The 16,933-nt window shown below is 73.1% G+C and carries 15 protein-coding genes; 6 read left to right on the top strand and 9 right to left on the bottom strand.

Features of this window, described 5'->3' with window-relative positions; all coding sequences use genetic code 11:
* Positions 1–11: 11 nt before the first annotated feature.
* Positions 12–971: a heme o synthase gene (locus tag ACN27D_RS03265; protein WP_120568925.1), complete on the bottom strand. Its 960-nt coding sequence runs from the start codon at positions 969–971 to the stop codon at positions 12–14.
* Between the two features lie 263 nt (positions 972–1,234).
* On the opposite strand from ACN27D_RS03265, the gene tkt reads away from it, so the two are divergent.
* From tkt to pgl, 6 genes are all read left to right on the top strand, one after another.
* On the top strand, positions 1,235–3,373 hold the full coding sequence (tkt, locus tag ACN27D_RS03270) for a transketolase (RefSeq protein ID WP_121685538.1): 2,139 nt from the start codon (positions 1,235–1,237) through the stop codon (positions 3,371–3,373).
* A 16-nt stretch (positions 3,374–3,389) separates the two neighbouring features.
* On the top strand, positions 3,390–4,568 hold the full coding sequence (gene tal / locus ACN27D_RS03275; protein WP_121685550.1) for a transaldolase: 1,179 nt from the start codon (positions 3,390–3,392) through the stop codon (positions 4,566–4,568).
* Positions 4,569–4,669: 101 nt separating this feature from the next.
* Entirely contained in the window at positions 4,670–6,241 is a 1,572-nt protein-coding gene (locus ACN27D_RS03280; RefSeq protein WP_421498508.1) for a glucose-6-phosphate isomerase, read from the top strand.
* Between the two features lie 50 nt (positions 6,242–6,291).
* On the top strand, positions 6,292–7,806 hold the full coding sequence (gene zwf, locus ACN27D_RS03285) for a glucose-6-phosphate dehydrogenase (RefSeq protein WP_421498509.1): 1,515 nt from the start codon (positions 6,292–6,294) through the stop codon (positions 7,804–7,806).
* A 31-nt stretch (positions 7,807–7,837) separates the two neighbouring features.
* A complete protein-coding gene (locus tag ACN27D_RS03290) occupies positions 7,838–8,854 on the top strand; it encodes a glucose-6-phosphate dehydrogenase assembly protein OpcA (protein WP_091331179.1) in 1,017 nt (338 codons plus the stop codon).
* A gap of 69 nt (positions 8,855–8,923) precedes the next feature.
* Positions 8,924–9,694, top strand: a complete 771-nt coding sequence (pgl, locus tag ACN27D_RS03295) for a 6-phosphogluconolactonase (RefSeq protein WP_120568921.1) — start codon at positions 8,924–8,926, stop codon at positions 9,692–9,694.
* Between the two features lie 141 nt (positions 9,695–9,835).
* On the opposite strand, the gene ACN27D_RS03300 is transcribed toward pgl, so the two are convergent.
* The 8 genes from ACN27D_RS03300 to rapZ form a co-directional block, all read right to left on the bottom strand.
* Positions 9,836–10,180 (bottom strand): RNA polymerase-binding protein RbpA, encoded by a 345-nt coding sequence (locus ACN27D_RS03300; RefSeq protein WP_091420426.1) that lies wholly within the window; start codon positions 10,178–10,180, stop codon positions 9,836–9,838.
* A 130-nt stretch (positions 10,181–10,310) separates the two neighbouring features.
* On the bottom strand, positions 10,311–10,571 hold the full coding sequence (secG, locus tag ACN27D_RS03305) for a preprotein translocase subunit SecG (protein WP_013287463.1): 261 nt from the start codon (positions 10,569–10,571) through the stop codon (positions 10,311–10,313).
* A 95-nt stretch (positions 10,572–10,666) separates the two neighbouring features.
* Positions 10,667–11,458 (bottom strand): triose-phosphate isomerase, encoded by a 792-nt coding sequence (gene tpiA / locus ACN27D_RS03310; RefSeq protein ID WP_120568920.1) that lies wholly within the window; start codon positions 11,456–11,458, stop codon positions 10,667–10,669.
* Positions 11,459–12,658 (bottom strand): phosphoglycerate kinase, encoded by a 1,200-nt coding sequence (locus ACN27D_RS03315; RefSeq protein WP_121685536.1) that lies wholly within the window; start codon positions 12,656–12,658, stop codon positions 11,459–11,461.
* Positions 12,659–12,710: 52 nt separating this feature from the next.
* A complete protein-coding gene (gap, locus tag ACN27D_RS03320) occupies positions 12,711–13,715 on the bottom strand; it encodes a type I glyceraldehyde-3-phosphate dehydrogenase (RefSeq protein WP_120568918.1) in 1,005 nt (334 codons plus the stop codon).
* A 264-nt stretch (positions 13,716–13,979) separates the two neighbouring features.
* Positions 13,980–14,960 carry a DNA-binding protein WhiA gene (whiA, locus tag ACN27D_RS03325; protein WP_018788213.1) on the bottom strand — a complete coding sequence of 327 codons (981 nt, stop codon included), beginning with the start codon at positions 14,958–14,960 and terminating at the stop codon, positions 13,980–13,982.
* Positions 14,961–15,014: 54 nt separating this feature from the next.
* Entirely contained in the window at positions 15,015–16,019 is a 1,005-nt protein-coding gene (locus tag ACN27D_RS03330; RefSeq protein WP_120568917.1) for a gluconeogenesis factor YvcK family protein, read from the bottom strand.
* Entirely contained in the window at positions 16,016–16,897 is an 882-nt protein-coding gene (gene rapZ / locus ACN27D_RS03335) for an RNase adapter RapZ (protein WP_120573677.1), read from the bottom strand. The genes ACN27D_RS03330 and rapZ overlap by 4 nt, the downstream gene beginning before the upstream one ends.
* Positions 16,898–16,933: the final 36 nt, after the last annotated feature.

Below are 16,933 nucleotides of genomic sequence, written 5' to 3' on the forward strand. Positions count from 1 at the left end.
GGACGGGCGGGTCAGAGCAGCGCGTCGAGCGCGACGGCCGCGAACAGGATCGTGAGGTACGTGGTGGACCAGTGGAACAGCCGCATCGGCTTGACCGCCTCGCCGCGCGTCGCGCGCCGGCACAGCTTGTGCGCCTCGACGAGGAAGATCCCGCCGACCACGAGCGCCGTGACCCCGTAGATCGGGCTCATCCCGAGCGGCCAGACCGCCAGCGAGGAGAGCACCGTCAGCCAGGAGAAGCCGATGATCTCGGCGTTGACCCGCCGGACCGAGGCCACCACCGGCAGCATCGGCACCCCGGCGCGGGCGTAGTCGGCCTTGTACTTGATGGCCAGCGCGTAGAAGTGCGGCATCTGCCAGAAGAAGACCACAGCGAACAGGCCCCACGCGGCCGGCGCCAGCGAACCGGTGACAGCGGCCCAGCCGATCAGCACCGGCGCGGCCCCGCAGATGCCGCCCCAGAACGTGTTGGCGGCCGTGGTCCGCTTCAGCCACAGCGTGTAGACCAGGTCGTAGTAGGCGATCGCGGCCAGCGTCAGCACCGTCGCCAGCCAGTTCGTCGCCGCCGCCATCAGCGCCACCGAGACGGCCGCCAGCACCAGGCCGAAGACCAGGGCGCTGCGCGGCGACACGGTGTGCGCGGGCAGCGGGCGGCGCTTGGTGCGCCGCATGAGCTGGTCGATGTCGCGGTCGATGTAGCAGTTGATGACGCTCGCCGCGCCGGCCGCGAGCGACCCGCCGACCAGCACCACGGCGACCAGCCACAGCGACGGCATCCCGCCGTGGGCGAGCATCATCGCCGGCACGGTGGTGACCAGCAGCAGCTCGACGATCCGCGGCTTGGTCAGCGTCACGTACGCCGCCACCACGGCGCGTACGTCCCGCCGGCCGCTCGCCGGCGCCTCCGCCACCGCGCCCACCGGCGACTGCCCGGCAGGGTTGCTGACGGGGCGCTCGGTGATCATGCTCACGGATTGCCACCTTCCGGCATCGGCGGGGGAGGTCGTTCGGCCCGGACCGCTGCGGGTCCACACACCGCCCCACACACTACGCGGCGTCGTTTTCGCTGCCCCGTGGACCCGGCAACGGTGCGAGCCGTCACACCTGGGGTTGAACGACCGGACGTCCGCGATCCGTACAGAACAGCATGCTGAGATCCCCGGGCGGACGTTTAGCACCGCTCGATAGGGTCATCAGTGAGGGTTCCGCCCATCTGCCGAGGAGCACAACCATCGTGGCTGCCAACCGACCCGAGCTTCCCGCTCTCAACTGGTCCGACCTCGACCGCAGGGCCGTCGACACGGTCCGCGTGCTGGCCATGGACGCCGTGGAGAAATCCGGCAACGGCCATCCGGGGACGGCGATGAGCCTCGCCCCGGCGGCGTACCTGCTCTTCAACCGGGTCATGCGGCACAACCCGGCCGACCCGAACTGGGCCGGGCGCGACCGGTTCGTGCTCTCCGCCGGCCACTCCAGCCTGACGCTCTACATCCAGCTCTTCCTCTCCGGCTACCCGCTGTCGCTGGACGACCTGAAGGCGCTTCGCCAGTGGGGCTCGCTCACCCCGGGCCACCCGGAGCACGGCCACACCCCGGGCGTCGAGACCACCACCGGCCCGCTCGGCCAGGGCCTCGGCAACGCGGTCGGCATGGCCATGGCCGCCCGCCGCGAGCGCGGCCTGTTCGACCCGGAGCCGGACCGCGCCGACTCCCCGTTCCGGCACGACATCTGGTGCATCGCCTCCGACGGTGACATCGAGGAGGGCATCACCCACGAGGCCAGCGCGCTCGCCGGTCACCAGCAGCTCGGCAACCTCTGCGTGATCTACGACGACAACGAGATCTCGATCGAGGACGACACCCGCATCGCCAAGAGCGAGGACGTGGCGGCCCGCTACGAGGCGTACGGCTGGCACGTGCAGACCGTCGACTGGCGCAGCGGCGACGCCGACCAGGGCGACTACCACGAGGACGTGGAGGCGCTGTACCAGGCGCTGCTGGCGGCCAAGGCGGAGACCGGCCGGCCGTCGTTCATCGCGCTGCGCACGATCATCGGCTGGCCCGCGCCGAACAAGCAGAACACCGGCAAGATCCACGGCTCGGCGCTCGGCGCGGACGAGGTCAAGGCCACCAAGGAGATCCTCGGCTTCGACCCGCAGCGCACCTTCGAGGTCGACGAGGAGGTGCTCAAGCACGCCCGCCAGGTGCTGGAGCGCGGCGCGCAGGAGCAGGCCGAGTGGACCACCGGATTCGACGCGTGGGCGCAGGCCAACCCGGAGCGCAAGGCGCTGTGGGACCGGATGGCCACCCGTACGCTGCCGACCGGCTGGACCGACGCGCTGCCGACCTTCCCGGCGGACGCCAAGGGCGTCGCCACCCGGGCCGCCTCCGGCAAGATCCTGGAGGCCCTGGCGCCGGTGCTGCCCGAGCTGTGGGGCGGCTCGGCCGACCTGGCCGAGAGCAACAACACCACGATGAAGGGCGAGCCGTCGTTCGTCCCGGCCGCGCACGCCACCAAGGACTTCCCCGGTGACGAGTACGGCCGCACGCTGCACTTCGGCATCCGCGAGCACGCCATGGGCTCGATCCTCAACGGCATCGCCCTGCACGGCGGCACCCGCCCCTACGGCGGCACGTTCCTGGTGTTCAGCGACTACATGCGCCCGGCGGTGCGGCTGGCCGCGCTGATGAAGCTGCCGGTGACGTACGTCTGGACGCACGACTCGATCGGCCTCGGCGAGGACGGCCCGACGCACCAGCCGATCGAGCACCTGACCGCGCTGCGGGCCATCCCCGGCCTGGACGTGGTGCGCCCGGCCGACGCCAACGAAACGGTCTGGGCTTGGCGGCAGGCGCTGGAGCACACCGACCGGCCGACCGCGCTGGCGCTCAGCCGCCAGGCGCTGCCGACGTTCGACCGCACCGACCTGGGCGGCGCCGAGGGCGTCGCCAAGGGCGGGTACGTGCTGGCCGAGGCGTCGAACGGCAAACCGCAGGTGATCATCGTCGGCACCGGCTCCGAGGTGCAGCTCTGCCTCACCGCGCGGGAGCGGCTGGAGGCCGACGGCACCCCCACCCGGGTCGTGTCCATGCCCTGCCAGGAGTGGTTCTTCGCCCAGGACGAGGCGTACCGGGAGTCGGTGCTGCCTCGCGGGGTAAAGGCACGGGTGAGCGTGGAGGCGGGCATCGCGATGTCGTGGCGCGCGATCGTCGGCGACAGCGGCGAGTGCGTGAGCATCGAGCACTACGGCGCCAGCGCGCCGCACACCGTGCTCTTCGAGCAGTTCGGGTTCACCCCCGACCGGATCGTGGCCGCCGCGCACGCGGCGCTGACCCGGGTGGGCGACATCACCGGTTTCACGACCGGCAACTGAGGGGAGCGTGGACGGCATGACGGACAGGCTGAAGGAGCTCCAGGGCGCCGGTGTGGCGATCTGGCTCGACGATCTTTCCCGGGTACGGCTGAGCTCCGGCGGGCTGGACAAGCTGCGCCGGGAGAGCCACGTCGCCGGGGTGACCACCAACCCGACGATCTTCGCGAAGGCGCTGAGCGACGCCGACGAGTACGACTGGCAGCTTCGTGACCTCGCCGTACGCGGCGTGGACGTCGAGGAGGCGGTCCGCATGCTCACCACGTACGACGTGCGGTGGGCCTGCGACGTGATGCGCCCCTCGTACGACGTCAGCGACGGCGTGGACGGCCGGGTGTCGATCGAGGTGGACCCGCGCTCGGCGCACGACGCGGCGAAGACCGTCGCCGAGGCCAAGGCGCTGTGGTGGCTGGTCGACCGGCCGAACCTGTTCATCAAGATCCCGGCCACCGAGGAGGGCCTGCCCGCGATCACCGCGACGCTGGCCGAGGGGATCAGCGTCAACGTCACGCTGATCTTCGGCCTGGACCGCTACTCGCAGGTGATGGACGCGTTCCTGGCCGGCCTGGAGCAGGCGCAGGCCAACGGGCACGACCTGTCGAAGATCGGCTCGGTCGCCTCGTTCTTCGTCTCCCGGGTCGACACCGAGGTGGACAAGCGGCTGGAGAAGATCGGTTCGGACCGGGCCAAGGCGCTGCGCGGCAAGGCGGCGGTCGCCAACGCCCGGCTGGCGTACGAGCGCTACGGCGAGGTCTTCTCCTCGGCGCGCTGGCAGAAGCTGGCCGACGCGGGCGCCCACCCGCAGCGCCCGCTGTGGGCCTCCACGTCGACGAAGAACCCGGACTACCGGGACGTCATCTACGTCGAGGAGCTGATCGCCCCCGGCACCGTCAACACCATGCCGGAGCCGGTCGTCCACGCCTACGCCGAGCACGGCGAGACGAAGCCGGACACTGTCACCGTCGCGTACGACGACGCCCGTCAGGTCTTCGCCGACCTCCAGTCGGTGGGCGTGGACCTGTCCGACGTGATCGCCACGCTGGAGCGCGAGGGCGTCGAGAAGTTCGAGGCGAGCTGGGTGGAGCTGCTGGAGGGGGTCAAGAAGTCCCTCGCCGAGGCGGCCAAGGGCTCGGGCAGCCCGCACCGGGCCGCCGGGGAGAACGCGCAGGCGGCGCAGCAGGCCGGCGGCAACGCGTGACCGACGGCGTCCGACGCGTCCCGGGGCCGGGCCCCGGGACGCGTCGCGCCGTACCGTGGAACGGGTGAGGTGGTCTGCCTTGAACGAGCCGAGGTGGCGCGGTGAGTGACCTGCTGGCCGGGCGGGCGGACATGGCCGCCGGTCTGGCCGTGCGCGGGGCCGACGCCCTCGGTGCGGCCACCCGTGCCACGCTCGTCTCCCACGACGTACCGGCCCGGCTCGCCGCCGCGGACCCGGTCCTCTGGGGGCCCGCCGCCGAGCCGGCGGCCCTCGCCCGGCTGGGCTGGCTGCACGCCCACCGGCACAGCCGGGACCTGCTCCCCCAGCTCGCCGAACTGGCCGCCGAGCTGGACGACCTGGACCACGTGGTGCTGGCCGGCGCCGGCGGCGACACGCTCGCCGCCGAGGTGGTCGCCGAGTGCCTGGGCCGGCCGGTGACGGTGCTCGACACCGCCGATCCGGGGCCGGCGCGGGCCGCGCTCGCCGACCGCCCGGCGCGTACCCTCCTCGTGCTCGCCGCCCGGCACGGCCTCGACCGGACCACCGACGCCCACCTGCGGGTCTACCGGCAGGCGTGGGCGGACGAGGGCCCGGATGCCGCCCGGCACGTCGTGGTGGTCACCGAGCCCGGCTCGGAACTCGCGGCGCGCGCCGACGAGCTGGGCGCTGTGGTGCTCCCGGCCGAGCCCGGCACGTCCGGGCCGTGGGCCGCGCTCACCGCGTTCGGCCTGGTCCCGGCCGCGCTGGCCGGCGCGCCGGTGGCCGAGCTGCTGGACGAGGCCGAGGCGCTCACCGGCGCGCTCGACCGGGATCGGGACAACCCGGCACTGGCGCTCGGCGCGGCCCTGGGCGCGGCGCCCGGCACCGGCCGGGACACGATCGCGCTGGTCCCCGACGGCACCGGCCTCGACGGCCTGGGCCGCTGGGCGGGCGCGCTGCTCGCCGACGCCACCGGTGGACGTCTGCTGCCGGTGGTGGCGGAGTCCCCCGACTCCCCCGGCGCCACCGGTCCGGGCGTGCTCACTGTCGGTCTCGGCGGCGCCCTCGGCGCCGGTGTCGGACCGGGCGTGGCCGCCGACGTCGCGGTCAACGGTCCGCTCGGCGCACACCTGCTCACCTGGGCCTACGCCGCCGCGACCGCCGCGGTGACGCTGCGGACCGACCCGTTCGCCGCGCCGCCGGACCCGGCGGACGACGACGCGGCGCCGGAGAGCGGGCCGCCGTCGTCGGTCGAGGGCACGATCGAGGTGTACGCCCCGAGCGGCGCACCGGCCGACCTGACCGGCGCGCTGCGCTGGCTGCTCGACGGGCTGGGCGAACGGGAGCACCTCGTGGTGACCGCGTACCTCGACCGGCACGCCGACGCGGCGATCGCCGGGCTGCGCCCGCTGCTGGCGCGGGCCGCCGGACGCCCGGTCACCTTCGGCTGGGGACCGCGCCGGCCGCACCACACCGACCCGCGCGGCCGGCACCTCCAGATCACCGGTGCGGTCACCGATGATCTGGAGGTGCCCGGCCGTCCGTACACCTTCGCGCAGCTCCAGGCGGCCCAGGCCGCCGGCGACCGGCGGGCCCTGGCCGGCCGGGAGCGACCGGTGCTGCGACTGCACCTGACCGAGCGGGCGGCGGGTGCCGCCCAGCTCCTGGACACGGCCGGACGGACACGCACGTGACGATCAATGACCTGGAATCAGCGGACCGAGACGCAGGAGGAGGTGGCCCGGTGAACCCGCTGCGCGATCCGCAGGACCGGCGGCTGCCCCGGATCCCCGAGCCGTGTGCCCTGGTGATCTTCGGGGTGACGGGTGACCTGGCCCGCAAGAAGCTGCTGCCGGCGGTCTACGACCTGGCCAACCGGGGGCTCCTGCCGCCCGGCTTCGTGGTGCTGGGCTTCGCCCGACGGGACTGGGGCGACGGCGACTTCGAGTCGGTGGCGCACGACGCGGCCAAGAAGCACGCGCGTACCCCGTGGCGGGAGGAGGTGTGGGCCCGGCTCGCCGGCAACATCAAGTTCGTCGGCGGCTCGTTCGACGACGACGCCGCGTTCGACCACCTCGCCGCCACGCTCGACGAGCTGCGCGACACGCACGGCATCCCCGGCAACGCCGCCTTCTACTTCTCCATCCCCCCGGCGGCCTTCCCGGTGGTGCTCAAGCAGCTCGCCCGCACCGGCATGGCGGACAACGCCAAGTCCGGCGGCTGGCGGCGCGTGGTGGTGGAGAAGCCGTTCGGCAACGACCTGCCCTCGGCCAAGGCGCTCAACGACCTCGTCGACGACGTCTTCACCCGCCAGGACGTGTTCCGGATCGACCACTACCTGGGCAAGGAGACCGTCCAGAACATCCTGGCGCTGCGCTTCGCGAACAACCTGTTCGAGCCACTGTGGAACTCCAAGTACGTCGACTCGGTGCAGATCACCATGGCCGAGGACGTCGGCATCGGCACCCGCGCGGCGTTCTACGACTCCGTCGGCACCGCTCGCGACGTGCTCCAGAACCACCTGCTCCAGTTGCTCGCCCTGGTCGCCATGGAGGAACCGACGAGCTTCGACGCCGACGAGATCCGGGCCGAGAAGCTCAAGGTGCTCAAGGCGATCACCGTGCCGCACGACGTCTCCGAGGACACCGTGCGCGGCCAGTACCTGCCCGGCTGGGTGGGCGGCGAGCGGGCCAAGGGCTACCTGGAGGAGGAGGGCGTCCCGGAGGGCTCCACCACCGAGACGTACGTGGCGGTGAAGCTGGGCATCCAGAACCGCCGCTGGGCCGGTGTGCCGTTCTACATCCGGGCCGGCAAGCGGCTGCCCCGGCGGGTCACCGAGGTGGCCATCATGTTCAAGAAGGCGCCGCACCTGCCGTTCAACGTCGCCGACATGGAGTCCCTCGGCCCCAACCAGCTCGTCATCCGGGTGCAGCCGGACGAGGGCGTGGTGCTGAAGTTCGGCTCCAAGGTGCCGGGCACCACGATGGAGGTCCGCGACATCGCGATGGACTTCCAGTACGGCGAGGCGTTCACCGAGTCCAGCCCCGAGGCGTACGAGCGGCTGGTGCTGGACGTGCTGATCGGCGACCGGACGCTGTTCCCGGACGCCGCCGAGGTGGAGCAGAGCTGGCAGGTCGTCGACCCGCTGGAGCACGCCTGGGAGGGCACGACCCCGGAGCCGTACCGGGCCGGTGAGTGGGGGCCCCGGGCCGCCGACGAGATGCTGGCCCGCGAGGGCCGGGCTTGGCGAAGAGCGTGAGCGAGCACTGCGAGCGAACCAGGAGGCTCCATTGATCGGGCTGTGGGACACCACCGGCAACGAGGTGGTCAAGGCGCTGGCCGCGGAACGGCGCAGCGCCGGCGGAGTGGCGAGTGGCATGGCGCTCACGCTGATCGTGGTGGTGGACGAGAAGCGGGTACGCGAGGCGGAGGCGGCGGCCACCATCGCCGCGGCGGCGCACCCGTGCCGGCTGCTCGTGGTGGTCCGCTCCGATGTGGAGCGCGACCGCAACCGGCTGGACGCGGAGATCGTCGTGGGTGGCCGGCTCGGGCCGTGCGAGGCGGTGGTGACCCGGATGTACGGGCGCCTCGCGCTGCACGCCGAGTCGGTGGTGATGCCGCTGCTGGTGCCGGACGTGCCGGTGGTGACGTGGTGGCACGGTGAGCCCCCGGCGGAGATCTCCACCGATTTCCTCGGCGTGGTCGCGGACCGGCGGATCACCGACTCGGCGCAGGCCGCCGACCCGATCGCCGCGCTGCGGCAGCGGGCCCACGACTACGCCCCGGGCGACACCGACCTGGCGTGGACCCGGATCACCCCGTGGCGCACGCTCGTGGCGGGCGCGTTCGACACCACCCAGGCCCGGGTCACCGAGGCCAGCGTGGTGGCTCCCCCGTCGGACCCGACGGCGGCGCTGATGCGCGGCTGGCTGAAGGCCCGGCTCGGCATCGACCCGGTCCTGACCGCCACCGACGAGTTCCCCCGGATGCGCCAGGTGCAGTTGCGCTGCGCCAACGGCGACGAGCTGACGCTCACCCGGGACGACAGCATCGCGGTGTTCCGGCGTACCGGGCAGGAGGACCGCACGCTGCCGCTGGTCCGCCGGCCGCTCGGTGACGAGCTGGCCGAGGAGCTGCGCCGCCTCGACGCCGACCAGGTGTACGCGGAGGCGCTCGGCGCTGCGGCCGGGATCACCGGGCTCGACCAGCGCCCGGCCCAGCGGGTGCACGTGTGGAAGGATCCGGCGACCGCCCAGCGGGCCGAGGCCGGCGTGACCGCGCACGCGGGCGCGACCGCGAACGAGTGACCGCCCGGACCGGGCGGTCGGAGGCACAGGTGACCGCCGGTGGGCGGTCGGAACACGAGGGCACGACGGATGACTGAGGCGAGTGTCGCCGTACACGCCGACCCCGACCTGCTGGCGCAGGCGGTGGCGGCCCGGCTGGTGGTGAAGCTGCTCGACGCGCAGGCCGAGCGCGGCCAGGCGTCGGTGGTGCTGACCGGCGGGCGGATCGCCGCGGCGGTGTACCGGGCGGTCGGGCAGCTGCCCGCCCGGGACGCGGTCGACTGGTCCCGGGTCGACGTGTGGTGGGGCGACGAGCGGTTTCTGCCCGCCGGCGACCCGGACCGCAACGAGACGCAGGCGCGGGCGGCGCTGCTGGACACGGTGCCGCTCGACCCGGCCCGGGTGCACCCGATGCCGGCGTCGGACGGCCCCGCGGGTGACGACCCGGAGGCGGCTGCCGCCGGGTACGCGCGGGAACTGGCCGCCGCCGCGCGGCCCGGGAACGCGGTGGTGCCGCACTTCGACGTGCTGATGCTCGGCGTCGGCGAGGACGGGCACGTGGCGTCGGTGTTCCCGGAGCACCCGGTGCACCACGACAACCGGCCGGTCAGCGCGGTGCGGGGCAGCCCGAAGCCGCCGCCGGTGCGGACCACGCTGACCCTGCCGACGATCAACACGGCCGAGGAGGTCTGGCTGATCGCCGCCGGGGCGGACAAGGCCCGGGCGGTGGGCATGGCGCTGGCCGGGGCCGGGCCGGTGCAGCTGCCGGCCGCCGGGGTGCGGGGCGTCTCGCGTACCCTCTGGCTGCTGGACCGGGCCGCCGCGGCGAACGTGCCGCCGCGGCTGCGCAGCCTCCGCTGATCCCGGTCGTGGTCGGGCCCCTGCCGGGGCCCGTCCACGATCTGGCGATCGACGACGCCAGCTCGCCGAAGTGGCGGCATCCGGGGCACCCCGACACGCCCACCACCCCGAACTGGCGATCGGCGACGCCAACTCGCCGGCTCAGGCGCGGCCGCGACGCCGGCGCAGCGCGTCGAGGGCCTCGGCGAGGAGTGCCTCACCCTCCTCCGGCGTGCGCCGCTCCTGCACGTACGCCAGGTGGGTCTTGTACGGCTCGGCGCGCTGGCGGCCCGGCGGGTCGCCCGGGTCGGGGCCGGCGGGCTCGCCGCAGCGGGGGCACTCCCAGGAGGCGGGCGTCTCCGCCTCGGCCGCGATCAGGAACTCGACCCGGTGCCCGTGGCGGCACCAGTAGACGACCGGTCGGCGCGGCGCGGGCTCGACCCGCTGGTCGAACCGCTCGGGGGCGGACCCGACCCGGGTGCCGCGGATGACGTTGTTGCTGGGCACGGTTGCTCGCTCCCTGTCGTCGGAGGGGACCGCCGCCGGAGGGGATGGGCGACGGGCGACGCGCGGAGAAACAAAACTGCGCGCGGTCCGTGACGGACCGCGCGCAGATTGTACGCTTCTCAGCGCCGACTCAGGTGCCGCTGGCCATCTGCAGCCGCAGCCAGAGCCCGAGCCCGACGATGCACGCGAACCAGACGATTCCCACCAGAACGGTGTAGCGGTCGAGGTTCTTCTCGGCCACCGACGAACCGGCCAGGCTGGAGCTGACGCCGCCGCCGAACATGCTCGACAACCCGCCGCCCTTACCGCGGTGCAGGAGGATCAGCAGGGTGAGCAGGACGCTCGTGATGACCAGCAACACGATCATCGTGTAGGCGAACCAGATCGGCATGGCGGGGGTCAGTCCTCTCGTTGCGATCACTGCCCGGACCTGTCGGGCACTGCGGCACCGACCGGTGGACGGGCAGCGTCAAGGATAGCGAGCGATCAGCGAGCGATGTGCTCCGGGAACCGGCAGATCTGCGCGAACTCCTCCGCGTCCAGGCTGGCGCCCCCGACCAGAGCCCCGTCCACGTCCGGCTGCGCCATGATCGCGGCGACGTTCGACGCCTTGACCGACCCGCCGTACAGGATCCTGACCTGCTCGGCGGTGCCCTCGTCGTAGGTCTCGGCGATGCGCTTGCGCACCGCGCCGCAGACCTCCTGGGCGTCGTCCGGGGTCGCCGTCTTGCCGGTGCCGATCGCCCAGACCGGCTCGTACGCCACGACGACCTTGGTGACCTGCTCGGCGGTGAGCCCCTTCAGCGCGCCGTCGAGCTGGTCGCAGCAGTGCCGCACCTGACCCGACTGCTCCCGGACCTCCAGGCCCTCGCCGATGCAGAGGATCGGGGTGAGCCCGTTCGCCAGCGCCGCCGACACCTTCGCGTTGACCAGCGCGTCGTCCTCGTGGTGGTACTGCCGCCGCTCGGAGTGGCCGACCACCACGTAACCGCAGCCCAGCTTGGCGAGCATCGGACCGGCGATGTCACCGGTGTACGCGCCCGACGGGTGCGGCGACAGGTCCTGCGCGCCGTAGCCGATCAGCAGCTTGTCGCCGTCCACCGCCGTCTGCACGGTACGCAGGTCGGTGAAGGGCGGCAGCACCACGCACTCGACGTCGGTGAGCTGCTTCTCGTTCAGGCTCGCGGCCAGCTTCTGCACCAGCAGGTTGGCCTCGAGGTGGTTCAGGTTCATCTTCCAGTTGCCGGCCATCAGCGGCCGGCGGGTCGTGCTCGCCATTCAGTTCTCCAGGGCCGCGATGCCGGGGAGGGTCTTGCCCTCCAGGTATTCCAGGGAGGCGCCACCACCGGTGGAGATGTGCCCGAACGAGGACTCGTCCAGGCCCAGCGCGCGCACCGCCGCGGCCGAGTCGCCGCCGCCGACCACGCTGAACGCGTCGGCCTTGGTGATCGCCTCGGCCACGCCCCGGGTGCCGTTGGCGAACGCCGCCATCTCGAACACGCCCATCGGGCCGTTCCAGAAGACGGTCTTCGCCTGCGACAGCGCGGCGGCGAAACCGGCCACCGTCTCCGGACCGATGTCCAGGCCCAGCCGGTGACTGGGGATGCCGTCGGCCGGCACGGTGTCGTGCGCGGCGTCCGGCGCGAACGCGTCGGCGGCCACCACGTCGACCGGGAGCATGATCTTGCCCGGCGCGCGCTCCATCAGGTTGCGGCAGGTCTCGACCATGTCCTTCTCCAGCAACGACGTGCCCACCTCGTGGCCCTGGGCCTTGAGGAAGGTGAAGCACATCCCGCCGCCGATGAGCAGCCGGTCGACGGTCGGCAGCAGCGCCTCGATCACGGCGAGCTTGTCGGAGACCTTCGAGCCGCCCAGCACCACCACGTACGGCCGCTCCGGCTCGCCGGTGAGACGGCTGAGCACCTCGACCTCGCGCAGCACCAGCCGGCCCGCGAAGTGCGGCAGCCGGGCCGGTACGTCGTGCACGCTGGCGTGCTTGCGGTGCACCGCGCCGAACGCGTCGTCGACGTAGGCGTCGCCGAGCGCGGCGAGCTGGTCGGCGAACGCGCCCCGCTCCGCGTCGTCCTTGCTGGTCTCGCCGGCGTTGAAGCGCAGGTTCTCCAGCAGCGCGACCTGGCCGTCGGCCAGGTCGGCCACCGTGGACCGCGCCGAGTCGCCGACGGTGTCCTCGGCGAAGTGCACCGGGGCGCCGAGCAGCTCACCGAGCCGCCCGGCGACCGGGCGGAGGCTGAACTGCGGGTCCGGCGCGCCCTTCGGGCGGCCCAGGTGCGAGCAGACGACCACCTTCGCGCCGGCCTGCACCAGCGCGCTCAGCGTCGGCAGGACGGCCCGGATCCGGCCGTCGTCGGTGATCTCCCCGGTCTGCTTGTCGAGCGGGACGTTCAGGTCGGCGCGCACCAGCACGCGCCGACCCGACACCCCCTCGGCGAGCAGGTCGTCGAGGTTGCGGATCGTCACAGAGCCAGCCCTCCGTTCGTGACTGCGGGGCTCGCAAGCTCGCTCCTCGCACTCACAGGGACTGACCCACCAGCTTGACCAGGTCCACCAGGCGGTTCGAGTAGCCCCACTCGTTGTCGTACCAGCCGACGACCTTGACCTGGTTGCCGATCACCTTGGTCAGCGGCGCGTCGAAGATGCACGACGCCGGGTCGGTCACGATGTCGGCGGAGACGATGGGGTCCTCGTTGTAGGTGAGGATGCCCCGCAGCGGGCCCTCGGCGGCGGCCTTGAGCGCGGCGTTGACCTCGTCCACGGTGGTCTCCCGGCCGACCTCGACGGTCAGGTCGGTGGCCGAGCCGGTCGGGATCGGCACGCGCAGCGCGTAGCCGTCCAGCTTGCCCTTCAGCTCCGGCAGCACCAGGCCGATGGCCTTCGCGGCACCGGTCGAGGTCGGCACGATGTTGAGCGCGGCGGCCCGGGCCCGGCGCAGGTCCTTGTGCGGCGCGTCCTGCAGGTTCTGGTCCTGCGTGTACGCGTGGATGGTGGTCATCAGACCCTGCTTGATGCCGAACGTGTCCTGCAGGACCTTCGCCATCGGCGCGAGGCAGTTGGTGGTGCAGGAGGCGTTCGAGATGATGTTGTGCTTGGCCGGGTCGTACTGGTCCTGGTTGACGCCCATGACCACTGTGACGTCCTCGTTCTTCGCCGGAGCGGAGATGATGACCTTCTTGGCCCCGCCGTCGAGGTGCGCCTTCGCCTTGGTGGCGTCGGTGAAGAAGCCGGTGGACTCGATGACCACGTCGGCGCCGACCTCGCCCCACGGCAGCTTCGCCGGGTCCTTCTCGGCGTACGCCTTGATGGTCTTGCCGCCCACGGTGATCTCGTCGGCGGTGGCCTTCACCTCGTGCGGGAGGCGGCCCAGGATGCTGTCGTACTTGACAAGGTGGGCGAGCGTCGCGTTGTCGGTCAGGTCGTTGACCGCCACGACCTCGACGTCAGCGCCGGACGCCAGCACTGCCCGGAAGAAGTTGCGGCCGATCCGGCCGAAGCCGTTGATGCCAACCCGGATGGTCACAGGTCCCATCTCCTCGCGTTCTGGTCCGCCGGCGTCAGACCGCGGCCGGCGGAGGTGTGTGCGCCGACCGTTGGAGCCGGCCGTCGACATGTCATCTCGGCCACCCCGCCGCGGTCACGGAGACCTGACCGCCCGAGGCGGTGAGCACGGCGAGGAGCGCCTGTTCCGGCCCCCTTGCCGTACGCAGCGACCATATCCGAGCGCGCGGCGTCGCGCTGCGGCGGGTGGTGATCCCGCTCGCGGTGCACTGCCGCCCGAGTCCTATCAGACCACGAGCATGTCCGGCGTGACTGCCGCTTCCGTATCCGGGATGCCCAGGTCACGGGCACGCTTGTCGGCCAGCGCGAGCAGCCGGCGGATCCGGCCGGCGATGGCGTCCTTGGTCAGCGGCGGCTCGGCGAGCGCGCCCAGTTCCTCCAGGGAGGCCTGACGGTGCTCCAGGCGCAGCCGCCCGGCCGAGGTCAGGTGGTTCGGCGCGTCGTCGGCGAGGATCTCCAGCGCACGGGTCACCCGGGCGGCGGCGGCCACCGCGGCGCGCGCGGAGCGGCGCAGGTTCGCGTCGTCGAAGTTCGCCAGCCGGTTCGCGGTCGCGCGCACCTCCCGGCGTACCCTCCGCTCCTCCCAGGCCAGCACGCTGGAGTGCGCCCCTATGCGGGTGAGCAGCGCGGCGATCGCGTCTCCGTCCTTGACCACCACCCGGTCCACGCCGCGCACCTCGCGGTTCTTGGCGGTGATGCCGATGCGGCGGGCGGCGCCGACCAGCGCCAGCGCCGACTCCGGACCCGGGCAGGTGATCTCCAGCGCGCTGGAGCGGCCCGGCTCGGTGAGCGAGCCGTGCGCCATGAACGCGCCCCGCCAGGCCGACACGGCACAGCAGACGTTCGCGGCCACCACGTGCGGCGGCAGGCCGCGCACCGGGCGGCCCCGCACATCGAGCAGGCCGGTCTGCCGGGCGAGCGCCTCGCCGTCCTTGACCACCCGCACGATGAAGTGGCTGCCCTTGCGCAGCCCGCCGGAGGCGAGCACGTGGATCTCGCTCGGGTAGCCGTACACCTCGGCGATCTCCCGCCGCAGCCGCCGCGCCACCGCGCCGGTGTCCAGCTCCGCCTCGACCACGACGCGGCCCGACACGATGTGCAGGCCGCCGGCGAAACGCAGCAGGGCGGCCATCTCCGCCCGCCGACAGCAGGGCTTGGGCACGTCGACCCGACTCAGCTCGTCCTTGACCGCAGCCGTCATCGCCATAGTGCGCCCCCTCACGGACCGGTTCCGGCGTGTCGCCGGTGATTACGTACGTGTCTAACGATCGGCGCGCAGGACAGGCACCAGCGCGGCGCCCAGGGCGGCTGGATCATGACGGGGCGTGCCGTCCAGGACGGCGACGGGAGCGAGGACCAGCCGGGCACCCAGCGATTCTGCCGCACGTTCGACCGCCGCGGGATCACCCACCGCCGTGGAGTCGGCGAGCACCCGGTCCACCTTCAACTCGGGCAGATAGCGCCGCAGTGTGTCCAGATGGTCGGGCAGGGAGAGCCCCGAGGTCTCCTTCTCGGCCACCAGGTTGAGCGTCACCAGCCGCCGCGCCGGGCTGGACACGATCGCGTCGGCCAGGCCCGGCACCAGCAGGTGCGGCAGCACGCTCGTGTACCAGCTGCCCGGCCCGAAGATCAGCCAGTCCGCGGCGCGTACCGCGGTCACCGCCTCGGCGCACGCGGCCGGCGCGGACGGGTTGAGCCGCAGCGACTCGACGGTGCCCGGGGTGACCGCGACCTGGTGCTGGCCGCGCACCGTGGACACCTCGTCCGGGTGCTCCGGGTCGGCGCCGCGGACCCGGGCCTCGATCCCGACCGGCTGGCGGGACATCGGCAGCACCCGCCCCACCGCGCCGAGCATCGCCCCGGCGTGGTCGAGCGCGGCCACCGGGTCGCCGAGCAGCTCGGTCAGCCCGTGCAGCAGCAGGTTGCCGACCGCGTGGCCGGCGAGCGAGTCGCCGACCGCGACCGGCACCGGCGCGGCGATCGTCGGCGCCGGCGGCACCGCGGCGGCGAAGCGGTGCTGGAACAACGCCGCGCTGCGCCGGGTGGCCGGATGGTCGCCGGCCAGCGCGACGAGCGCCTGCCGCAGGTCGCCGGGCGGCAGGCCGCCGCGCTCGGCGCGCAACCGGCCGCTGGAGCCGCCGTCGTCACCGACGGTGACCACTGCGGTGATGTCCAGGTCCAGTTCGGGTACGCAGTGACGCAGCGCCCGCAGCGACGCCGAGAGCCCGTGCCCGCCGCCGAAGGCGACCACCCTGGTCGGGGTCACTCCCGCCCCAGGTCCCGGTGCTGGGCGTTGGCGGCGATGCCGGAGTGGCGCAGCCGGGAGGCCAGCTCCTCGGCGATGGCCACGCTGCGGTGCTTGCCGCCGGTGCAGCCGACCGCCACGGTCAGGTAGCGCTTGCCCTCCCGCTCGAACCCGGCGGTGGTGGCGTTGACCAGGTCGGCGTAGCCGGCCACGAACGCGTCGGCGCCCTCCTGGCCCAGCACGTACGCGCTGACCGCCTCCTCGCGGCCGGTGTGCTCGCGCAGCTCCGGCACCCAGTACGGGTTCGGCAGGAAGCGGGCGTCCATCACGAAGTCGGCGTCCGGCGGCAGGCCGTACTTGAAGCCGAACGAGATCACGGTGATCCGCAGCCGGCGGGCGTCCTCGCCGCCGAACAGCTCCTCGACCCGGCGGCGCAGCTGGTTCACGTTCAGGTGGCTGGTGTCGATGATCACGTCGGCCTGCTCGCGGGCCTCCTCCAGCAGCGCCCGCTCGACCGCGATGCCGTCGGCCAGCCGCCCGTCGCCCTGAAGCGGGTGCGAGCGGCGCACGCTCTCGAACCGCCGGATCAGCACCTCGTCGTCGGCGTCGACGAAGACCACCCGGGGCTGGAAGCCGCGCTCACGCAGCTCCCGGATCGCCCCGGCCAGGTCGGTGGAGAACGCGCGCGAGCGCACGTCCAGCACCATCGCCGTACGCCGGGCCGCGCCGCCGGCCTTGAACGCCAGCTCGGCCATGTCCAGCAGCAGCGCCTGCGGCAGGTTGTCGACCACGTAGTAGCCGACGTTCTCCAGCGCCCGCGCCACGGTGCTGCGCCCGCCGCCGGACAGGCCGGTCACCACCACCAGGGAGGTCTCCGACTCGGCCGGCGCCGGTCGCACCGGCGTCGTCTCCGCCTCGGTCGGCCCCAGGTCACC

The organism is Micromonospora sp. WMMD1274, from assembly GCF_049179035.1.
Lineage (GTDB): Bacteria > Actinomycetota > Actinomycetes > Mycobacteriales > Micromonosporaceae > Micromonospora > Micromonospora tulbaghiae.